The organism is Paenibacillus sp. 598K, assembly GCF_003851045.1.
Taxonomy (GTDB): domain Bacteria; phylum Bacillota; class Bacilli; order Paenibacillales; family Paenibacillaceae; genus Paenibacillus_D.
Genome location: NZ_BFBX01000042.1, coordinates 109149 through 125787, shown reverse-complemented (window position 1 = coordinate 125787; position 16639 = coordinate 109149). Strand labels below are relative to the sequence as shown.

Annotated in this window: 12 protein-coding genes; all 12 read right to left on the bottom strand. The window is 62.4% G+C overall.

Annotation, left to right across the window (positions count from 1 at the left end):
• Window positions 1-84 precede the first annotated feature (84 nt).
• Window positions 85-1083, bottom strand: a complete 999-nt coding sequence (locus PA598K_RS14180; protein ID WP_128657599.1) for an ABC transporter permease — start codon at window positions 1081-1083, stop codon at window positions 85-87.
• The gene (locus tag PA598K_RS14175; RefSeq protein WP_128657598.1) at window positions 1064-2569 is read right to left on the bottom strand and encodes a sugar ABC transporter ATP-binding protein; all 1506 of its coding nucleotides are present in this window, start codon (window positions 2567-2569) and stop codon (window positions 1064-1066) included. The genes PA598K_RS14180 and PA598K_RS14175 overlap by 20 nt, the downstream gene beginning before the upstream one ends.
• 66 nt (window positions 2570-2635) lie before the next feature.
• Window positions 2636-3682, bottom strand: a complete 1047-nt coding sequence (locus tag PA598K_RS14170; protein WP_185601960.1) for a sugar ABC transporter substrate-binding protein — start codon at window positions 3680-3682, stop codon at window positions 2636-2638.
• A 931-nt stretch (window positions 3683-4613) separates the two neighbouring features.
• Entirely contained in the window at window positions 4614-5792 is a 1179-nt protein-coding gene (locus PA598K_RS14160; protein WP_128657595.1) for a mandelate racemase/muconate lactonizing enzyme family protein, read from the bottom strand.
• Window positions 5793-5814: 22 nt separating this feature from the next.
• Entirely contained in the window at window positions 5815-7260 is a 1446-nt protein-coding gene (locus PA598K_RS14155; RefSeq protein WP_128657594.1) for an aldehyde dehydrogenase family protein, read from the bottom strand.
• A gap of 2 nt (window positions 7261-7262) precedes the next feature.
• Window positions 7263-8189 carry a dihydrodipicolinate synthase family protein gene (locus PA598K_RS14150; RefSeq protein ID WP_128657593.1) on the bottom strand — a complete coding sequence of 309 codons (927 nt, stop codon included), beginning with the start codon at window positions 8187-8189 and terminating at the stop codon, window positions 7263-7265.
• A gap of 157 nt (window positions 8190-8346) precedes the next feature.
• A complete protein-coding gene (locus PA598K_RS14145) occupies window positions 8347-9126 on the bottom strand; it encodes an SDR family NAD(P)-dependent oxidoreductase (protein WP_128657592.1) in 780 nt (259 codons plus the stop codon).
• Window positions 9123-11837: a hypothetical protein gene (locus tag PA598K_RS14140; protein ID WP_128657591.1), complete on the bottom strand. Its 2715-nt coding sequence runs from the start codon at window positions 11835-11837 to the stop codon at window positions 9123-9125. Before PA598K_RS14140 ends, PA598K_RS14145 begins: the two co-directional genes overlap by 4 nt.
• A 134-nt stretch (window positions 11838-11971) precedes the next feature.
• Entirely contained in the window at window positions 11972-13543 is a 1572-nt protein-coding gene (locus tag PA598K_RS14135) for an extracellular solute-binding protein (RefSeq protein WP_185601958.1), read from the bottom strand.
• A gap of 141 nt (window positions 13544-13684) precedes the next feature.
• Entirely contained in the window at window positions 13685-14584 is a 900-nt protein-coding gene (locus tag PA598K_RS14130) for a carbohydrate ABC transporter permease (RefSeq protein WP_128657589.1), read from the bottom strand.
• Window positions 14578-15567 carry an ABC transporter permease gene (locus tag PA598K_RS14125; RefSeq protein WP_128657588.1) on the bottom strand — a complete coding sequence of 330 codons (990 nt, stop codon included), beginning with the start codon at window positions 15565-15567 and terminating at the stop codon, window positions 14578-14580. Before PA598K_RS14125 ends, PA598K_RS14130 begins: the two co-directional genes overlap by 7 nt.
• A gap of 252 nt (window positions 15568-15819) precedes the next feature.
• The coding region (locus PA598K_RS14120) for a helix-turn-helix domain-containing protein (protein ID WP_185601956.1) at window positions 15820-16639 on the bottom strand (820 nt) is incomplete at its 5' end.

Here is a 16639-nt window from a genome sequence, read left to right as displayed (position 1 = left end):
CGGCACACAACAAAAATACGGCCGCGCCTCAGCCGAGGCGCAGCCGCTGGTACTACTGGTTAGTTGGTCCGCTCGCGAGGCTGGTCAGCTCCGTTTGGACTTGGCGTGGTTGAGCATGATCGCGAAGATCAGGATAATGCCGGTGATGACATTTTGCCAGTAGGACGAAATGCCGGAGAGGCCGAGGCCGTTCTGCAGCACGCCGATGAACAGCACGCCGAGCGCAGTGCCGACCACGCCGCCCTCGCCGCCGCGGAAGCTGGTACCGCCGAGCAGCACCGCCGCCGCCACGAGCAGCTCGGTGCTCATGCCGACCGTCGGCGAAGCCGAGGCCAGTCGTCCCGTCTCGACGACGCCGGCCAGCGCCGCGAACACCGCCGCCAGCGCGTAGACCGAGATCAGGATGAGCCCGACGTTCATGCCCGCCAGACGAGCTGCCGTCGGATTGCCGCCGACGACATAGATCGAGCGGCCGTAATGCGTGTAGCGCAGCATGAGCCAGACCGCGACGAACACCAGCGCCATCAGCAGGATCGTCACCGGCAGCGGGCCGATCTTGCCATTGCCGATCCACGAGACGATCCGATAATCGGACGCGTACAGCGTCTGCCCGTTGGTCCATACATAGACGATCCCCCGATAGAGCGTCATTGTCCCAAGCGTCACGACGAAGAAGTTCAACCCCATCTTGCCGATCAGCAGCCCGTTGGTCAAACCGCCGATCACGCCCGCAGCTGCCAGTGTCAGCAGGATCGCCGGACTCTCAGGCACCCCCGCCCTCATCATCGTCACCATGCCGACGCCGCTCAGCGCCAGCATCGAGCCGACCGACAGGTCGAAGCCCGCCGTCAGCAGCACGAGCGTCATCGCCATCGCCATGATCCAGATCGACGCGACCGAGTTCAGCAGGTTCACCCAATTCTGGAAGCTCAGGAAGACCGGATTCATCACAGCGATCGCCACACAGAGCAGGATGAGCAACGGACCGATGCCCGCAAAGCGGAAAAACAGCCGCTGAACCGTCTCTAGCGGCCCTCGCCTGTGCATCGGCTCAGTAACTTCGCTAGTGGTTGCCTGTGGCATAGTACATCACCCTTTCTGAAGTGAGATCCTGCTCCAGCACGCGGAGCAGCCGACCGCGGAACATCACGCCGATCCGATCGGCGATGCCGACCGCCTCCTGCAGATCCGAGGTCGATACGACGACCGTCACGCCCTGACCGGTCAGCTGCCGCAGCAGGCGATAGATATCCGCCTTGGCCCCGACGTCGATGCCCCGCGTCGGCTCGTCCAGCAGCAGCACGCGCGGCGTCGACGAGGTCGCGCGGGCGAGCAGCGCCTTTTGCTGATTGCCGCCCGAGAGCGTCTCGATCCGGACTGCGCCGCTCGGCGCCTTGATGCTGAACAGCTGCGCCAGCTCCTCATAGAGCTGACGCTCCTGCGCCCCCTTGACCCGGCTCCAAGGGCGCTCCTGGAGTCGGCGGCTGATCACCGTGTTCTCCAGGACGGACAGCCCGGCGAGGATGCCCTCCGACTTGCGCTCCGCCGGGATATACGCGATCCCCGCGCGCACCGCATCGGCAGGTCTGGCGGGACGGTAGGCGCGGTGATCCAGCTCCATCTCGCCTCGCCACGGCACCGCCCCGACTACAGCCCGCAGCAGCTCGCTTCGTCCGCAGCCGGAGAGCCCGGCCAGGACGAAGATCTCGCCCTGTCGGAACTGCACGCTCACCTGCTCCGCACCCTCGCAGCGGAGCTCGCGCAGCTGCAGCTGCACGGTCGGCGGCAGCTCGCTGGCCGTCGACGCGCCAGGGAACAGCTGCGTCAGCTCGCGGCCCACCATCTCCCGCACCAGTCGCGCCTCGTCCGCCTCCTCCCGGGAGAGCTCACAGACATAGCGCGAGTCGCGCATCACCGCGATCCGGTCGCAGAGAGTCAAGTATTCGCTTAGCTTGTGCGTGATGAAGACGACCGTCTTGCCACGCGATCGCAGCTCGCGCAGCAGGCCGAACAGCCGCTCCGTCTGATCGTCGGTGAGCGAGCTGGTCGCCTCGTCGAGCAGCAGGATATCCGGGTCGGAGATGAGCGCTCGGGCGATCGTCACCATCTGCAGCTCATGCGGCTGCAGGCGGCCCGCCGGCAGGTCGAGGTCGAGCCCCCCCAGACCGAGCTTGCGCAGCATCTCCCCGACGATCGCCGCACGCTGTCCGCGACGGACCAGCCAGCCGTTATGCAGATGACGGCCTAGCCCGACATTCTCGGCGACGGACAGACTGTCCACCAGCGACGGCTCCTGGGTCACCATGGCGATACCGCTGCGCAGCGCCGAGCGGACGCCGCGCAGCCGCTGTCCCCGGACACGGACCTCCCCGGCATCGGGCGCGTCGAGCCCCGCGATGATGCGCAGCAGCGTCGACTTGCCCGAGCCGTTCTCGCCAGCCAGGCCATAGATCTCGCCGGGGCGGATCGTCAGTGAAAGATCAGTCAGCGCCATGACGCCGGGGAAGGATCGGTACAGGCCGTCGATCTCGATGGCCGCCAGCGGTCGATTGCTTCCGTGTTCTTTCATAAGCACCTCTTTAGATCCTGGAGTTATACGCCGCCCCTTGCCTATGTTGCTCGGAGGACGACTAGACTATTGCAGCGCGTTCAGCTCTTCATCCCACGACTGGAAGCTGTCGATCGTCTCGACGCTCACGAAGTCGGAGGCGATTACTTGCTCTTTGGCTATGTCCGCTTTGTCGACGACGATTTGCTTGGCAGCCTGCACCATAGCAGAGCCTGTCTTGATCGGGTTGATGTTAAAGGTCGCATACTGCTTGCCTTGCTTGATCGCATCGATGCCCGCTTGCTCGGCGTTGAAGCCAACGACAATGATGCCGTCCGGATTGTCGGCGGAATACAGCGACTTGCCATTGTTGGTGATCGCTTGCGCAGCGCCGACCGCGCTGTCGTCATTGTAGGCGAAGACGGCACGGATATTCGGGTTTTTGGTCAGCAGGTTGGCCATCATCGGCTCGGCGCCAGCGATGTTGTCGGTCGGGTTGTTTTGTTGGCCGACCCAGGTGATGTTCGAGAATTTCTCGGACTCGACGCGGAATTGCTCCATCATGTAGATGTTGCCTGGCACCGGCGCTGCCATACCGATCGCTCCGACCTCGGAGCCCTCAGGCAGCATATCTGCGAACAGCTTGGCTACATCCATGCCGCCCTGACCGCGACCAAGGATGATCTGATGCGCCAGACCGAAGTCCGAGCCGCCCTCTTGCGTGTTGAAGTCGATGCCGATGACCGGGACCTTCTTCTCCGTCGCGCGATCGATCGCCGGCTTGATCGCAGCCGGGTCGAGCGGCCAGACGAGGATGACGTCGACGCCCTGCACGAGCAGATTGTCCATATCGCTCACCTGCTTGGACGAGTTCAGCTGCGCGTCGATGCCGACGACTTCCATGCCGTACAGCTCGGCTTGCTTCTGGATGCCCTTGTACCAGTATTGCAGCGAGTTGTTGGCCTCTGCCGGGATCGATACGCCGATTTTGATCGACGAGCCGGACCCGCCAGATGCTTTCGTTTCTCCACCTGTTGTCTTGCTACCCCCGCCCGAGCCTCCGCATGCTGTGACCAGCATCGCCATCAACAGCATTACCGTCAGCATAAAATAACCTTTCGATTTACGTGTCATGCCCTTCATCATCCATTCCCCTTTTCCTTATCCAATGTGTTTGCCTATCTCTGTATATCAAGCGTCTAGCCCAGTAGTATGGACCGAAGTACAACGCATGGTATGGCGCGCAGTCATACGAGCAGGTTGTGCGCTGCATCCGAGACAGCAGCGTCGCATGGCGACGTGCTGACCTCCAGCCTACCGCCGGGCGTGGCGGCGCATGGCGGCGTGCGGGTCGCACGTCTACCGCTGGGCGGCGCAACATGCTGGCCTCTCGCCTATCGCCGAGCGACGCAGCATGCTGGCCTCTCGCCTATCGCCTATCGCCTATCGCCGGACGCGGCGATGCATTAGCCCGCCAGCCAGCGAGAGGTCGCACTCGGACGAACCCGCACAACTGTAAAAGTACATCTATTTCTCCCCAAAACGCCGAAAACGCCGCCCGTAACTGCATTTGTGCAGTTATTTTTGCGAGAATGCTGGCATTCAGGGAAGTTTGGCTTATTTAACTGCACTATTGCAGTTAACCAAACGATTTCCAGCAAATACGACTCATTTAAAGGTACTTTTGCAGTTAAATTTATCGCAAGTCGTGAGTCGAGTGGCGTTTACCAGTGAGGTAAGCTACATCTCATCTTCGTAACACCTCACTTGTAACTAGCAGCCCACACACATGTCGTAGCACCGCACTTGTAATCCTAACTAGCTTCCCGCAGCACCGTATTCCCAACTCGAGCACAGTTCCCAGCGCACAGTGTTTGCCAGACCTCGCAGCGCCGCACATGTAACTTACTTGTAACCCCAACTCGCATGTCGCGCCACTGCACGTGTAACTTGTATCTTACAGCTTTGGACTCACAGCCGCACCTTGCTTGCACCTCGCAGCATAGGATGACGGTCGGATAACCCTGGCCCACTTCCGCATCGATACACCCCTCCGCTCAGCGCTTCAAGACCTGCCAGACTGCACCGGGCGCGTCCGGTCCTGCAGCTGCGCCAGCGCCTGATCGCCCCATGAGAAGCCCCCGGCGGCGAGCCGCTCGACCTTGTCCCAGTCGATGTCGACGCCGATGCCCGGCTTCGTCCCGTCCGGCAACAGTAGATAGCCGTCCTCGTACCGCAACTTCTCTGTCGTCACGTCGTCGGTGTACAGATAAGGCCCTGTCGGATCGGAGATTGCCGTCAGGTTGCCGAGCGCTCCGCCCAGCAGCGCCTGTGCCGCCGTGCCGTAGCCGAGCTCCTGCGTCGTACCGATAAGCACGCCCTTGCCGGCGACCTCCGCAGCTGCCGCAGCCTTGCGCGCCGCCTCAAAGCCGCCGATGAAGATGAGCGCGATATTGAGGATGTCGACACTGTCCTGGCGCAGCATGTCATGCAGCTGCCGGAAGCTCCAGACATGCTCGCTCACCGGCAGATCGACCGCCATCCGGAAGTTGCGCAGTCCCTCCGCATCGTTGCGGAATGCCGGGCTCTCCACCATCTGGACGCCGTAAGGAGCCAGCCTGCGCGTGACGCGCAGCGATGTCTTCCAGTCGAGCAGGTGGCTGTAGTCGAGCGACTTGATCGTCACCCGGCTGCCGAACTCGCGCCGCACGCCGTCGAGGAACGCTTCGTCCGCATCCGGATCGATGCCCGCATAGAGTCGGAACACATCGAAGCCTTGCGCCAGCTTGCGCCGCACGACCTCCAGATTGTCCGCTACCTCGGCTGCGCTGCGATGCCGGAAGATCGGGTAGCACACCTTGATGCGGTCGCGCTGGCGGCCGCCCAGCAGCGTGCTAACATTGACGCCGAGCGCCTTGGCCTGCAGGTCATGGAGCGCGATATCGACGCCGCAGCGGATGAAGGTGCCTTTCTCATAATAGTACATCGTCTCGGGATAGAGCGCCGCCAGCTCGCGGTTCAGCTCGGCGATCTGCGAAGGATCGCGGCCGACGAGTTGCATGCGCAGCGTCGCCTCCAGGTCCCGCGCATCGAGCGCATACTTCGGCAGATGGGAGAAGTCGGACATCTCCCCTACCCCCGTCACCCCCTCGTCCGTCATGAGACGGATGAACGCATGCTCGCATACGAAGCCCGTCTCGCGCGGGATACGCACGACATCGAGCTTCACCTCGGTTATCTTCATCTTGTCCTCCTCCTATGCCACTCTACATCGTCAGTGAGATTGTCTGCGTATGCGTATAAAAATCGAGCGCAGCCACGCCCTGCTCGCGCGAGTGCGAGCTCGACTGCTTCAGTCCGCCGAACGGCGCCTGGTACTCGACCCCAGCCGTCTCGCTGTTCACCTTGACCATCCCGGCCTCGATGCGACGGATAAACGTCATCGCCGAGGTAAGGCTGCTCGTAAAGATCGCTGCGCTAAGTCCGTACTCGGTATCGTTGGCGAGGTCGATCGCCTCCTCCAGCGTCGCCGCCTCCAGCACCGCCAGCACAGGCCCGAAAATCTCCTCGCGAGCGAGCGCGCTCGCGGGATCGACGCCGGCGAACAGCGTCGGCTCGACATAATAGCCGCCCGCCGTCTCCGCCGTCTGCGGCATGCCGCCGCCCCACAGCAGCTCGGCTCCCGCCTCGCGTGCGGCATCTATCGCCGCCAGCACGCTGCGCTGCTGCTGCTCGGAGGCCAGCGGCCCGCTGTAGACGCCGGGCGACTCGCCCGGGCCGAGCGTGATCGCTTGCAGCCGCTCCAGCAGCAGCGTCGTGAAGCGCTCGCGTATCTCGGGCTGCACGATCACTTTGCTCGTCGCCGTGCATTTCTGACCGGCGCTCTTCATCGCCCCCGAGACGACCGCGTCGGCAGCGCGCGCCAGGTCGGCGTCGGCCATGACGACGACCGCATTTTTGCCGCCCATCTCGAGCTGTACCTTGATGCCGCGCGCCGCCGCCTGCTGGGCGATCCGTCGACCCGCAGCATTAGAGCCGGTGAAGCTGACGCCCTGCACGAGCGGATGCTCGACGAGCGCCGCCGCGACAGCAGCTCCCGCTCCGTTCACCAGGTTCAACACGCCGCTTGGCAGACCCGCCTCGCTGATGATCTCTACTAGCAGCGCTGCTGTCAGCGAGGCGCCGGTCGCCGGCTTGAGGACGACGGTGTTGCCGCTGATTAGCGCCGGCGCCAGCTTCCAGAGCGGGATCGCCACAGGGAAGTTCCATGGCGTGATCAGCGCTACCACGCCAAGCGGGATCTTGCGCGTATAGAGCAGAGAGACGCCATCCGCCGCCGGCAGATGCTCACCGTCCGCATGCATCGCCAGCCCCGCATAATAATGCAGGATCGCGACGCCGCGCTTCACCTCGCCGAGCGACTCCGGCTGCGTCTTGCCTACCTCGCGCGTCAGCAGCTCGGCCAGCTCGCCGCTCCGCGCCTCCAGACAGAGTGCCATCTGTCGGAGCAGCTCACCGCGCTCGCCAGCGGGTCTATCCCGCCAGGCGAGACCCGCTGTCTGCGCGGCTTGCACCGCCTGCTCGGCATCCGTCCTCGACGAGCGCGGCGAGGAGCCGATCTCCTCGCCCGGACGGGCCGGATTGCGGCTGCCCATTCGCTCGCCCGACTCAGCCTCGCGCCAAGTGCCGTTGATATAGTTGTAAGCCTTCATCGCTAAGCTCTCCTTTCCTGCTGTTGCTCCTCCAGCAAGCCCCACGACACGAGCACCTCGCTTACTGCCAGTCTCTCCTGTACGGTCAGCGGCGCGATCGGCGGCCGGACATAACCGCTGTCCAGTCCGAGCTGTGCCATCGCTTCCTTGACGACGCTAATATTGTTGGCGCTGCCGCGCTGCTCGCGCATCACCTCGAAGGGCCTCAGCAGCTGCCAGATCCGCATCGTCTCCATCTTGTTCCCCTGTTCCATCGCAGCGAGCATCGCCTTGGACAGTGTCGTATCGACATTGACCATACCGGAGGTGAAACCGACTGCGCCCGCCGCCCAGAAGAACGGCGCCCACATCTCCGCCGTGCCGCAGATCCAGGCGATCCGGCTGCCGATTCGGCTGACCGCCTCGGCGAACGACGGCAGATGGTTGACCGCATACTTCACGCCGACCACCTGCGGGATCTGCGCAGCCGCTGCCAGCGTCGCCGCGCTCACATGCTCGCTGCGAATATAGAGCACCAGCGGCAGCCCCGTGCCAGCGGCGATCGCCTCGTAGTACGCGAGCAAGCCGCGCTCGGACTGGAACGGATGGACAGGCTGATGGACCATCAGCCCATCCGCACCCGCCTGCTCCGCCGCTTTGGCGAGCTGGACGGCTGTCGCCGTATCGTAGCCGACGCCGGCCATCACGAGCGCTCTCCCCCGCGTCTGGCGCACCGTCAGCTCGACGACCGCCGTCGCTTCCGCGTGGGTGAGCGAGTAAAATTCGCCCGTATTGCCGCACGGATAGAGCGCCGTCATCCCGCCGCTCGCCATGCGCTCGACATTGGCCGACAGCGCTGCCTCGTCGATCGTCAGATCCGCCCGGAACGGCGTCACCGGGATCGCATGGATGCCATGCATGCGCTCGCGGATGGTTGCCCTGTCTCTCATTGATCTTCTACCCCCTTGAAAACATCGTTTGCCCGCTCTTCGAGCTTGTTATACTTGTCGCACTTCCCCTGCCTGCCATGTTCACTCTGTGTCCCAGGCATCACTCATCGCATCCCCGGCATGCTCTACGGGCCCTGCAAGCCTATCCCTCACACCACTAGTCCGACTGCTGATACGCAGAGCGGCCGCCGTCGACGACGAGCGAGGTGCCGCTGATGAACGCAGCCTCCTGAGAGAGGAGGAAGACCGCAGCCGCCGCGATATCCTCGGGCGTCCCGAGTCGTCCCAGCGGATGCGCCTCCAGCATCCGCCGCTCCTTGGCGGCAGGATCGGGGTACCCGTCAAGGAAGCGCCGGGCCAGCGGCGTCATGACGAAGCCGGGCACCAGATTGTTGGCCCGTATGCCCTGTCGACCATAGTCGACGCAGATGCCGAGCGTCATCGACTGCATGCCGCCCTTGGCTGCCTGATAAGGGAAATGGTTGAACTGCGTCCGCATCGCATGCGTCGAGGAGAGGTTGACGATGCTCCCGCCGCCCGCCGCTGCCATATGCGGGATCGCATGCTTTGCGCAGTACCAGGCGCCCTTCAGATTGATCGACATGATCCGTTCCCAATCCTCGTCGGTCGCCGTGACGACATTGGTCGTGCCGGTGACGCCGGCATTGCAGACGAGTCCATGCAGAGCGCCGTAGCGCTGGGCCGCGATCTGCATCAGCTCGGAGGCCGCCGCCTCCTCGCGCAGATCGCCCTGGACGAATAACGCCTGGCCGCCTGCCGCGACGATCGTCTCGACTGTCGCCTCTCCGTCCGCCGACAGATCGGCGGCGACGACCGTCGCGCCTTCCTGGCCGCAGCGCAGCGCGATCGCCCGCCCGATGCCGGAGGCCGCGCCTGTGACGACGACGACGCACCCTGCCAATCGTCCGCCGCTCATGATTCGTACAACCAATCGAGCGTCTGGACCTTGCCCTCGCCCTCGACGTCGCGCGCCCGCAGCGGCTGATCGGCGGCGATGACGCCAACGACCAGGTAAGCGCCACGCCCGAGCACAAGCCGATGCCGCCCGGCCTCGTAGCGGAAGGCATGCACATTGACATGGGGCTGGAAGAACACCTTGAGCGCATGCGTCAAGAGCGGCGTCAACCCGCCGCGATCGTCGGCATGCGTATTCTCCTCCAGACTCGGCACCTGCAGCCACTGCGAATCGTCGGAGTTAAAGTAGCCGATCAGGATATGCGCCTCCTCCTGCAGCTCGATGTCGAGCTGATAGCCGTCCTTGCTGGCGCGCTCGCGGTTGAAGCGGATCGCCTGCAAGCCCATCAGCTCCTCGGCGACGCTCGCGGCCGGGATGCCCCCGTCCGTGAACAGCTCCGCATCCGGGGCCAGCGTATAGCGCTCGGCATCCGGCGAGTGCAGGACGTATCCAGCCTCGCGGTAACGCTCCGGCGGTCCCTCCGCCGCAGCCAGCTGCTCCGGCAGCTGACCCGCCTGCAGCAGCTCCACCGTCGCGGCATAATGCCGATACTCCTCCTCATAGCGCGGCAGACACGCCTGCCAATGGCCGTAGGCCTCGCCGTCCGGGAACGGCACCTTGCGCTGCGGCGTCTGCATACTGTTGGCGTACAGATACGTCTCTGCCGTCAGCGCTGCCAGCTCGCGATACGCCTCCAGGCTGCCGAGCAGATGCGGCTCCGCCTCGGTCAGCAGCTGCACATGCTGAGGCTCCGTATACGCGCCGCCGCATTGCTCCCTGTAGGTGAGGACGAGGATCGCCGCTCTCACCTTCTCCGTATAGGCGGTCGTCATGAGCGAGATCGCCCGCATATCGGAGGAGAGCCGCTCATACTCGTCGCGGTTGCGCGTCACGCCGTCCGCAGCCGTCGCTATCGCTTGCTCCGCCCGCCGCGCGTGCGCCTCGACGCTGCGGACGATGTCCAGCGGCGACTCGCCGACCGGCTGCAGTCCTTGCAGCTTGCGTATCACATATTCATCCAGTCGTTCCCCATGGGGCGCCTGACAGTCCCACAGCTCCTTCCACTGCCCATAGCGGGCCGGGTTGGTCAGCTGGCTCATCGTCATGCCGAGGCTCATCGTCTGCCGGTTGCCCTCCGTGATGCCAAAGCGGCGCAGCAGCTTGGGCGCGATCTCGCCTGCATGCTCGTAGCTGTCGAGGATGGCCGCAGCCGCCTCGCGGCTGCCGTACCGCTCGGCGAGCCGGCCGATCCAGTACTGCCGCTCCAGCGCCGGCTCGCGGTCCGGCTGCCACGCATAACGGAACCACGCCGCGAACCATATCCAGTCGCGATCCATCTGACGCAGCCGCGGCTCCGCCTTGTCCGGCGCATACGGCCAATCCCAGTAGAACAACGGGTACAGATGGATGCCGTTTGTGTGGAGCCGATACTTCGCTGCCTGCACGCACTTCTGGATGAACGACGGCGAGCCGTAGCGGAACGGCTCCAGATTGGCCAGGATATGCACATTGAACAGATGGATCGAGCCGAGCGAGGCCAGGTGGCGATGCGTGTCCTGCCATTTGCCGCGCGGCGTGTACGTCGTTAGCGACTCGCCGTTGTACTTGGCCTCGGTGTAGAGATGCCCATAGTTCGGGATCGCCTCGGCCATCACCTTCTCCGACGGGATCGCGTGGGCGCGCACGATGATCGGCGGCAGCTCCTGCTGTCCGAGCGCCTTCAGTCCGTCCTTGACGCCAGTCAGGATCGTCTCGTTGAACCACTCGGCCCCGTAGATCGCTCCTTGCAGCGCCTCGCCGAGGCAGACCATCAGGCCGACATTGGGGAACGAGCGGATGAACGCCGAGATCGACTGGATGTAGTAGTCGCTCGTCAGCGCCAGCGGCTTCGGCTGATGCAGGTCGAGGCCGTGCTTCTCCGCGAACGGCAGCGGGATATGGATATTGTAGAACTTCAGCACGAGCCAGATGCCCCGCCGGTCGCAAGCCTCGGCCAGCCAAGTGAACATCTCGACGTTCAGCCGGTACTCCCCCTCCGTCACCTCCAGCGCCTCGGGGTAGTCGGGCAGCCTGACGAGCGAGGAGAACGGATGGCCGCTCCATACATAGATGACGTTGCAGCGCTGCTCGAGCAGCATATCCAGGAACTCGGTCCAGTGCTCGCGATCATAGAACCAAGGGAAGCGTCCCGGCGTAATCGGATATTCGTAGGTGCGCCGCGGCGGCTCGATCCTAGTGAGCTGCAGCGGTACGACAGGCCCGCGCAGCCGCATCGCCGGGCTGTCCGAGATCGCCAGATGATCGGGCAGCTCGCCGCGCTCGCTCAGGATGCGGGCCAGCTCCTGACAGCCGTATAGCGCGCCGGTCGCGCCGCCGCCTACGATGACGATCAGCTCGCCCGGCAGCGAGGCGATGTAGTAGCCCTCTCCGGTCGGCGGATCGGTGTGATAGAGCAGCACATCCGCTTGCTCTAGAGCTTCGATCAGCGCATCCTCTCCGCGAACCCCGACAGCGATCTTTGGTTCAGCGACCGTCCGATAGCTCTCCAGCGTCCAGCCGCCCGTCTCGACCAGCGACAGTCCGTGTGTCTGCGCGGCCTGCCTTAGCAGCTCCGCTCCGTAGCGGATGCGCGCGCCAGCGTCAGCCGGTAGCGCCAGATGAATCGTATTCATGTGATGCCTCCTTCTTGTTGTTGCGGGTATGCCTCTCTCCCGGAGCTTCCAACCCCAGCCGGATAGCCGGCAAGACGACTTGCGGCCGTCCTGCCGGTAGCGCGATTGTCCGTTCCTCGGTTGACGCGACCCTTCTACTCCTTCAGGTAGCTCTCGGCGATGGTCTGGGCTTGCGCCATGCCTACCTTCGCCAGATCATCGAGATACTTGCTCCACTGCGCATCGTCCGACGGATCGGCGATGCCCATGACGGCGCGCGTCGCGAACTGGTAGGCGATGTCCTCCATCGCGCTCACCGTCGTATTCATCGTCTGCTGCTCCTCCTCGGTGAACGGTGCGCTCTTCGGCGTCAGATTATAGATCCCTGAGACCTCTTGCAGCGCCTCCTGCTTCTTGAGGAACATCGGGTCCGACTTCAGGACGTCCTCGCTCTGCTTGATCATCCAGTCGAAGCCATGCTGCTCCGCCACCTTCTGACGGTCGTAACCGTCAGCGTACGCGATAACTCCGTTCTCCTGGGTATACGTCACATCCTTGATCCCCATCTGATGGAACAGCTGCCCCTCCGGCGAGGCGGCGAACTCGATGTATTCGAACAGCTTCGCCAGCTTCGCCGGCTGATCGGCCAGCTTGTTGCTGAAGATCGGGCCGAACAGGGCGAACTTGACCGGGCTGAACTCCAGCGCAGGCTCATCGCCAGCTCTTGGCAGCGTGCGCGCATACTCCCATTCGCCGCCTGGGATGTCGGTGAGCGCATATTCAGGGTCGATCGTATGACTCGAATACTGGAAGTCCAGCAGCACGCTGCCGGTGAGCCGCTTCGTCTTCCACTGCTCCTGCGTCAGCGTCGCGAACTCCTTTTCGATCAGCCCTTCCTTGTAGAGCTGAGCCAAGAAGATCAGCATCTCCCGATGCTTATCCGACGCCATATTCCAGACGACGGCGCCGCCCTGGTCGGGATCGTTCCAGAAGCCCTTCGTATAGTCGTTGCGCGGATTGCGGAAGCTCTGACGGAAGCCGTTCATCAGATTGCGGATGCCCGTGTTCTCAGTGCCGCCCCGCACGCCGATGCCGACCGACTGCGGATACTTTACCTTCAGCGCCTTGAGCGTCTCATGCAGCTCATCGAGCGTAGCCGGGAAGGTGTCCAGACCAATCTCGGCAAAGGCGTCCTTACGATAGATCCAGGTCATCGGATCGCTGCTGGCGACGTTAGGCAGCATGTACAGCTTGCCGTTGGTGGAGGCGAAGCTGAGCAGCACCTCCCAGTCTTCGTCCGTGAACAGACTGCGATAGGTCGGCAGTTGGTCGATATAATCGCCGATCGGCAGCAGGTAGCCGGCGGACGCCCACTTGGCGACGCTGCTCGGCGAGTTCATGTTCGGGATGAAGTCCGGGTATTGCCCAGAGGCGAACATCACATTGTATTTCTCCATGCCGGCCGAGAGCGGGATCGCTTCGTAATCCCAGTCCATGTTGAACTTCTCCTCGACAGCCTTGATATAATCGTTGGGCACCTGGTTCGGCGGATACTTCGGCATGCCGGCCACCGTCAGCTTCACTGGCTCGGCGGCTGGCGTTTCGGTCGTCGGCGTCGTCGAGCCGCTGTTTGGGCCCTTCGTGCCCGAGGGCGATTCGGTCTGGCTGCAGGCGGTCAGCATCATGCCGAGCGACAGCAGGATCATCAGCGTTTTTCTTTTGCTCATGTACTCATCCCCTTTATCGTATATGCCAATCGAGACTATCCTTTCCCTTGCGCTGCTTGGTGCGGACGCCGCCGCCGCATTCCCCCTCTCGATGGTGACATTCAATTCGGCGCCTCTTCGGCGCATAAGACGGTGCGAGATTCAGCCCTTTAGCGAGCCGATCATGATGCCGCGGACAAAGTACTTCTGGATGAACGGATATATGATCAGCATCGGCACAATCGAGATGACGAGCGTCGCGTACTGGACGCTCTCCGGCGTCAGATTGGAGCTCATATCCTCAGCGAGCGCCGCGTTGCCCTGCGAGGCCAACTGATCGGCGAGCGTGCTCTGCAGCACGATCTCCCGCAGGATCAACTGCAGCGGATAGCTATCGTAGTTGCGCAGGTAGAGCATCGCCGAGAAATACGAGTTCCAGTGCGAGACGGCGTAAAACAAGGCGATCGTCGCCACCCCGGCGGTCGACAGCGGCAGCACGATGCGAATCAGCGTCTGCAGATCGCCGCAGCCGTCCAGCTTGGCGGCCTCCTCGATTTCAACCGGGAAGTTTTTGAAAAACGAAATCATGATGATGAGCCACCAGGAGCTGATCAGCACCGGCACGGTCACCGCCCAGATCGTATTCATCAGACCAAGCGACTGCACGAGCAGGAACTGCGGGATGATGCCGCCGGTGAAAAACATCGGCAGGATGCAGATTGTCATAAAAAACGGTCGGAACAGCAGATCGCGCTTCGACAGCACATAAGCTGCCGCCGTCGTAAAGACAACGTTGAGCACTGTGCCAACCGTCGTGATAATGATCGAGTTCCAAAAGGAGCGCGGAATGTGCACATTCTCGAACAGAATGGTCCGATATGCCCCCAGGCTGAACTGGCTCGGCAGCAGGCCGACCCGGCCGCGCACGATCTCCTCCGGCGAGCTAAGCGAGATCGCGATGACATGCAGGATCGGCAGCAGCGTGATCAGGACGACGAGGACCATGACGATATGAACGATGCCGTCAAGCACCCGCGAGCCAAGCGATGTATCCTTTACCATAAGCTCTCGTCAGCCACCTTTCGCGCGATGTAGTTGGCAGTCACCAGGAACAGGATGTTGACTGCCGCATTGAACAGGTCGACCGCTGCGCCGAAGCTGAAGTCAAGCTCGATCAACCCCCTGCGGAACACGAAGGTGGAGAATACATCGGCCGTCTCGTACGTCAGCGAGTTGTACATGAGGATGATCTTCTCCGCGCCGACGCTCAGCACGCCGGACATATTGAGGATCAGCGTGATGACGACGACCGGCTTGATCGCCGGCAGCGTGATGTGCCACATCTGCCGCAGACGCGACGCGCCGTCGATGACAGCGGATTCATATTGCTCCGTATCGACCTTCGACAGCGCCGCTAGGTAGATGACCGCGCCCATCCCCATGCTGGTCCAGATACCGGAGCTGACGAACAGGAAGCGGAACCATTCGGGCATCGCAAAAAAGTAGATCGGCTCGAGCCCGAGCTTCGACAGCAGCAGATTGACGACGCCGGTGCTCGGACTGAGCACCATCTTCAGCATGCCGATGACGGCGACGATGGACAGGAAGTACGGCAGGTAGCTGACCGTCTGTACGAAGCTTTTGTAGAACCGCACTCGCACCTCATTGAGCAATAGCGCGAACAGGATCGGGATCGGAAAGCCGAACAGCAAGGAATAGCAGCCGAGTAAAAACGTATTGCGCAGCAAATTCCAAAAATACGGCCCGTTCACAAAGTTCTTGAAATGATCGAGGCCAAGCTGTCCAGCCCACGGCGAGGTGAGAACGGTGACAATAAAGTTTTGCCCCTCTTGCATGCGGAAGTTTTTGAAGGCGATCAGCACGCCGTACATCGGGATATAGTTGAATACAATAAAGTACAGGATGGCCGGAAGCAGAAGCAGCAGCAGCACCTTCTGCTTTTTGCCGCGTATGCGCGCCTCGGCAAGACGCTCCCGCATCCGTGGGCGTGTCGTGGATTTTGTCCCGGCAGTCGCCTCTTGCATGGTCTCACGCCCCTTTCACATTTTGATAGCGCTATCAACAACCCCACGATACCCCGAATTGCGCTCTGGCGTAAAGGAACAGTTCATGGCAGGCACACCTTGCGCTCAGATCGGCGGGAAACCGCGTCCTGTATGCGTTGCCGCGCCTGAACGCCCATCATTTCTGATGCATACTTTCCTTGGCATAGAACAAAAAAACGTGTTCCGCTCGCAACTCTGGCGAACGGAACACGGTATGACGCGGTCGCCCGGTCAAATGTCCGTCTGGGCTTCCGGTGCTTTGCGAAACGAGGTCGGCTGAATGCCATGCGCGCGCTTGAACGCCCGGCGAAACGACTTGTCGCTATTGTACCCGACCTGCTCTGCAATCTCGACGATCGGAAGCTCTGTCTCTCGCAGCAAACGGCAGGCTTCGTCAAGTCGCAGCTGCTCCACATAGTCGGAGAAGGTGATGCCCATCTGTTCCTTGAACAATGTCGAGACATAGCTTTCGGTCTGTTTTTGCTCCGTAGCGATCTGGCAAAGACTAAGGCTGCTGTCCCGATAGCGCTTGGCGATCGTCGTGCGAATGTCCTCGAACAGCTTGCGATGGCGATTGGACTTTTGTTGGCCGATCTGCTCGCACAACGCGCGCAGCATCGAGCGGATGCCATTCATATCCTGAACCGGACGATCGCCGTCGCCCGAGTCGCCGAGCGCCGGATTCCCCGAGTCCACGACAGGCAGGTGCGAGAGCTGCTCCGACAGCTTGTGCAAGGTGCCCTGGAGCTCCTGGAGCAGCTGCATCTTCCGCCATGGGCTGAGCTGGCGATGGACGAAGTTCTCCACCTCGATATGATCGAACAGCCGCTCCAGCCCGTCGACATCGCCGGCTCGTACCGTATTGGTCAGCTTCAGCTCCAGATCGATCGGATAATAATAATGCGAGGATTGGCGGGCGAGCGTATCATAGCGGGATACATGGCCGGTAAGCTCGGCATCGAGCACATCGAGCGCTTGTCTCGCTTCATTATACGAGCGCCACACCTCAAGCGGCGACGATGCCACCTGACCGAGTCCGGCATTGGCTGCC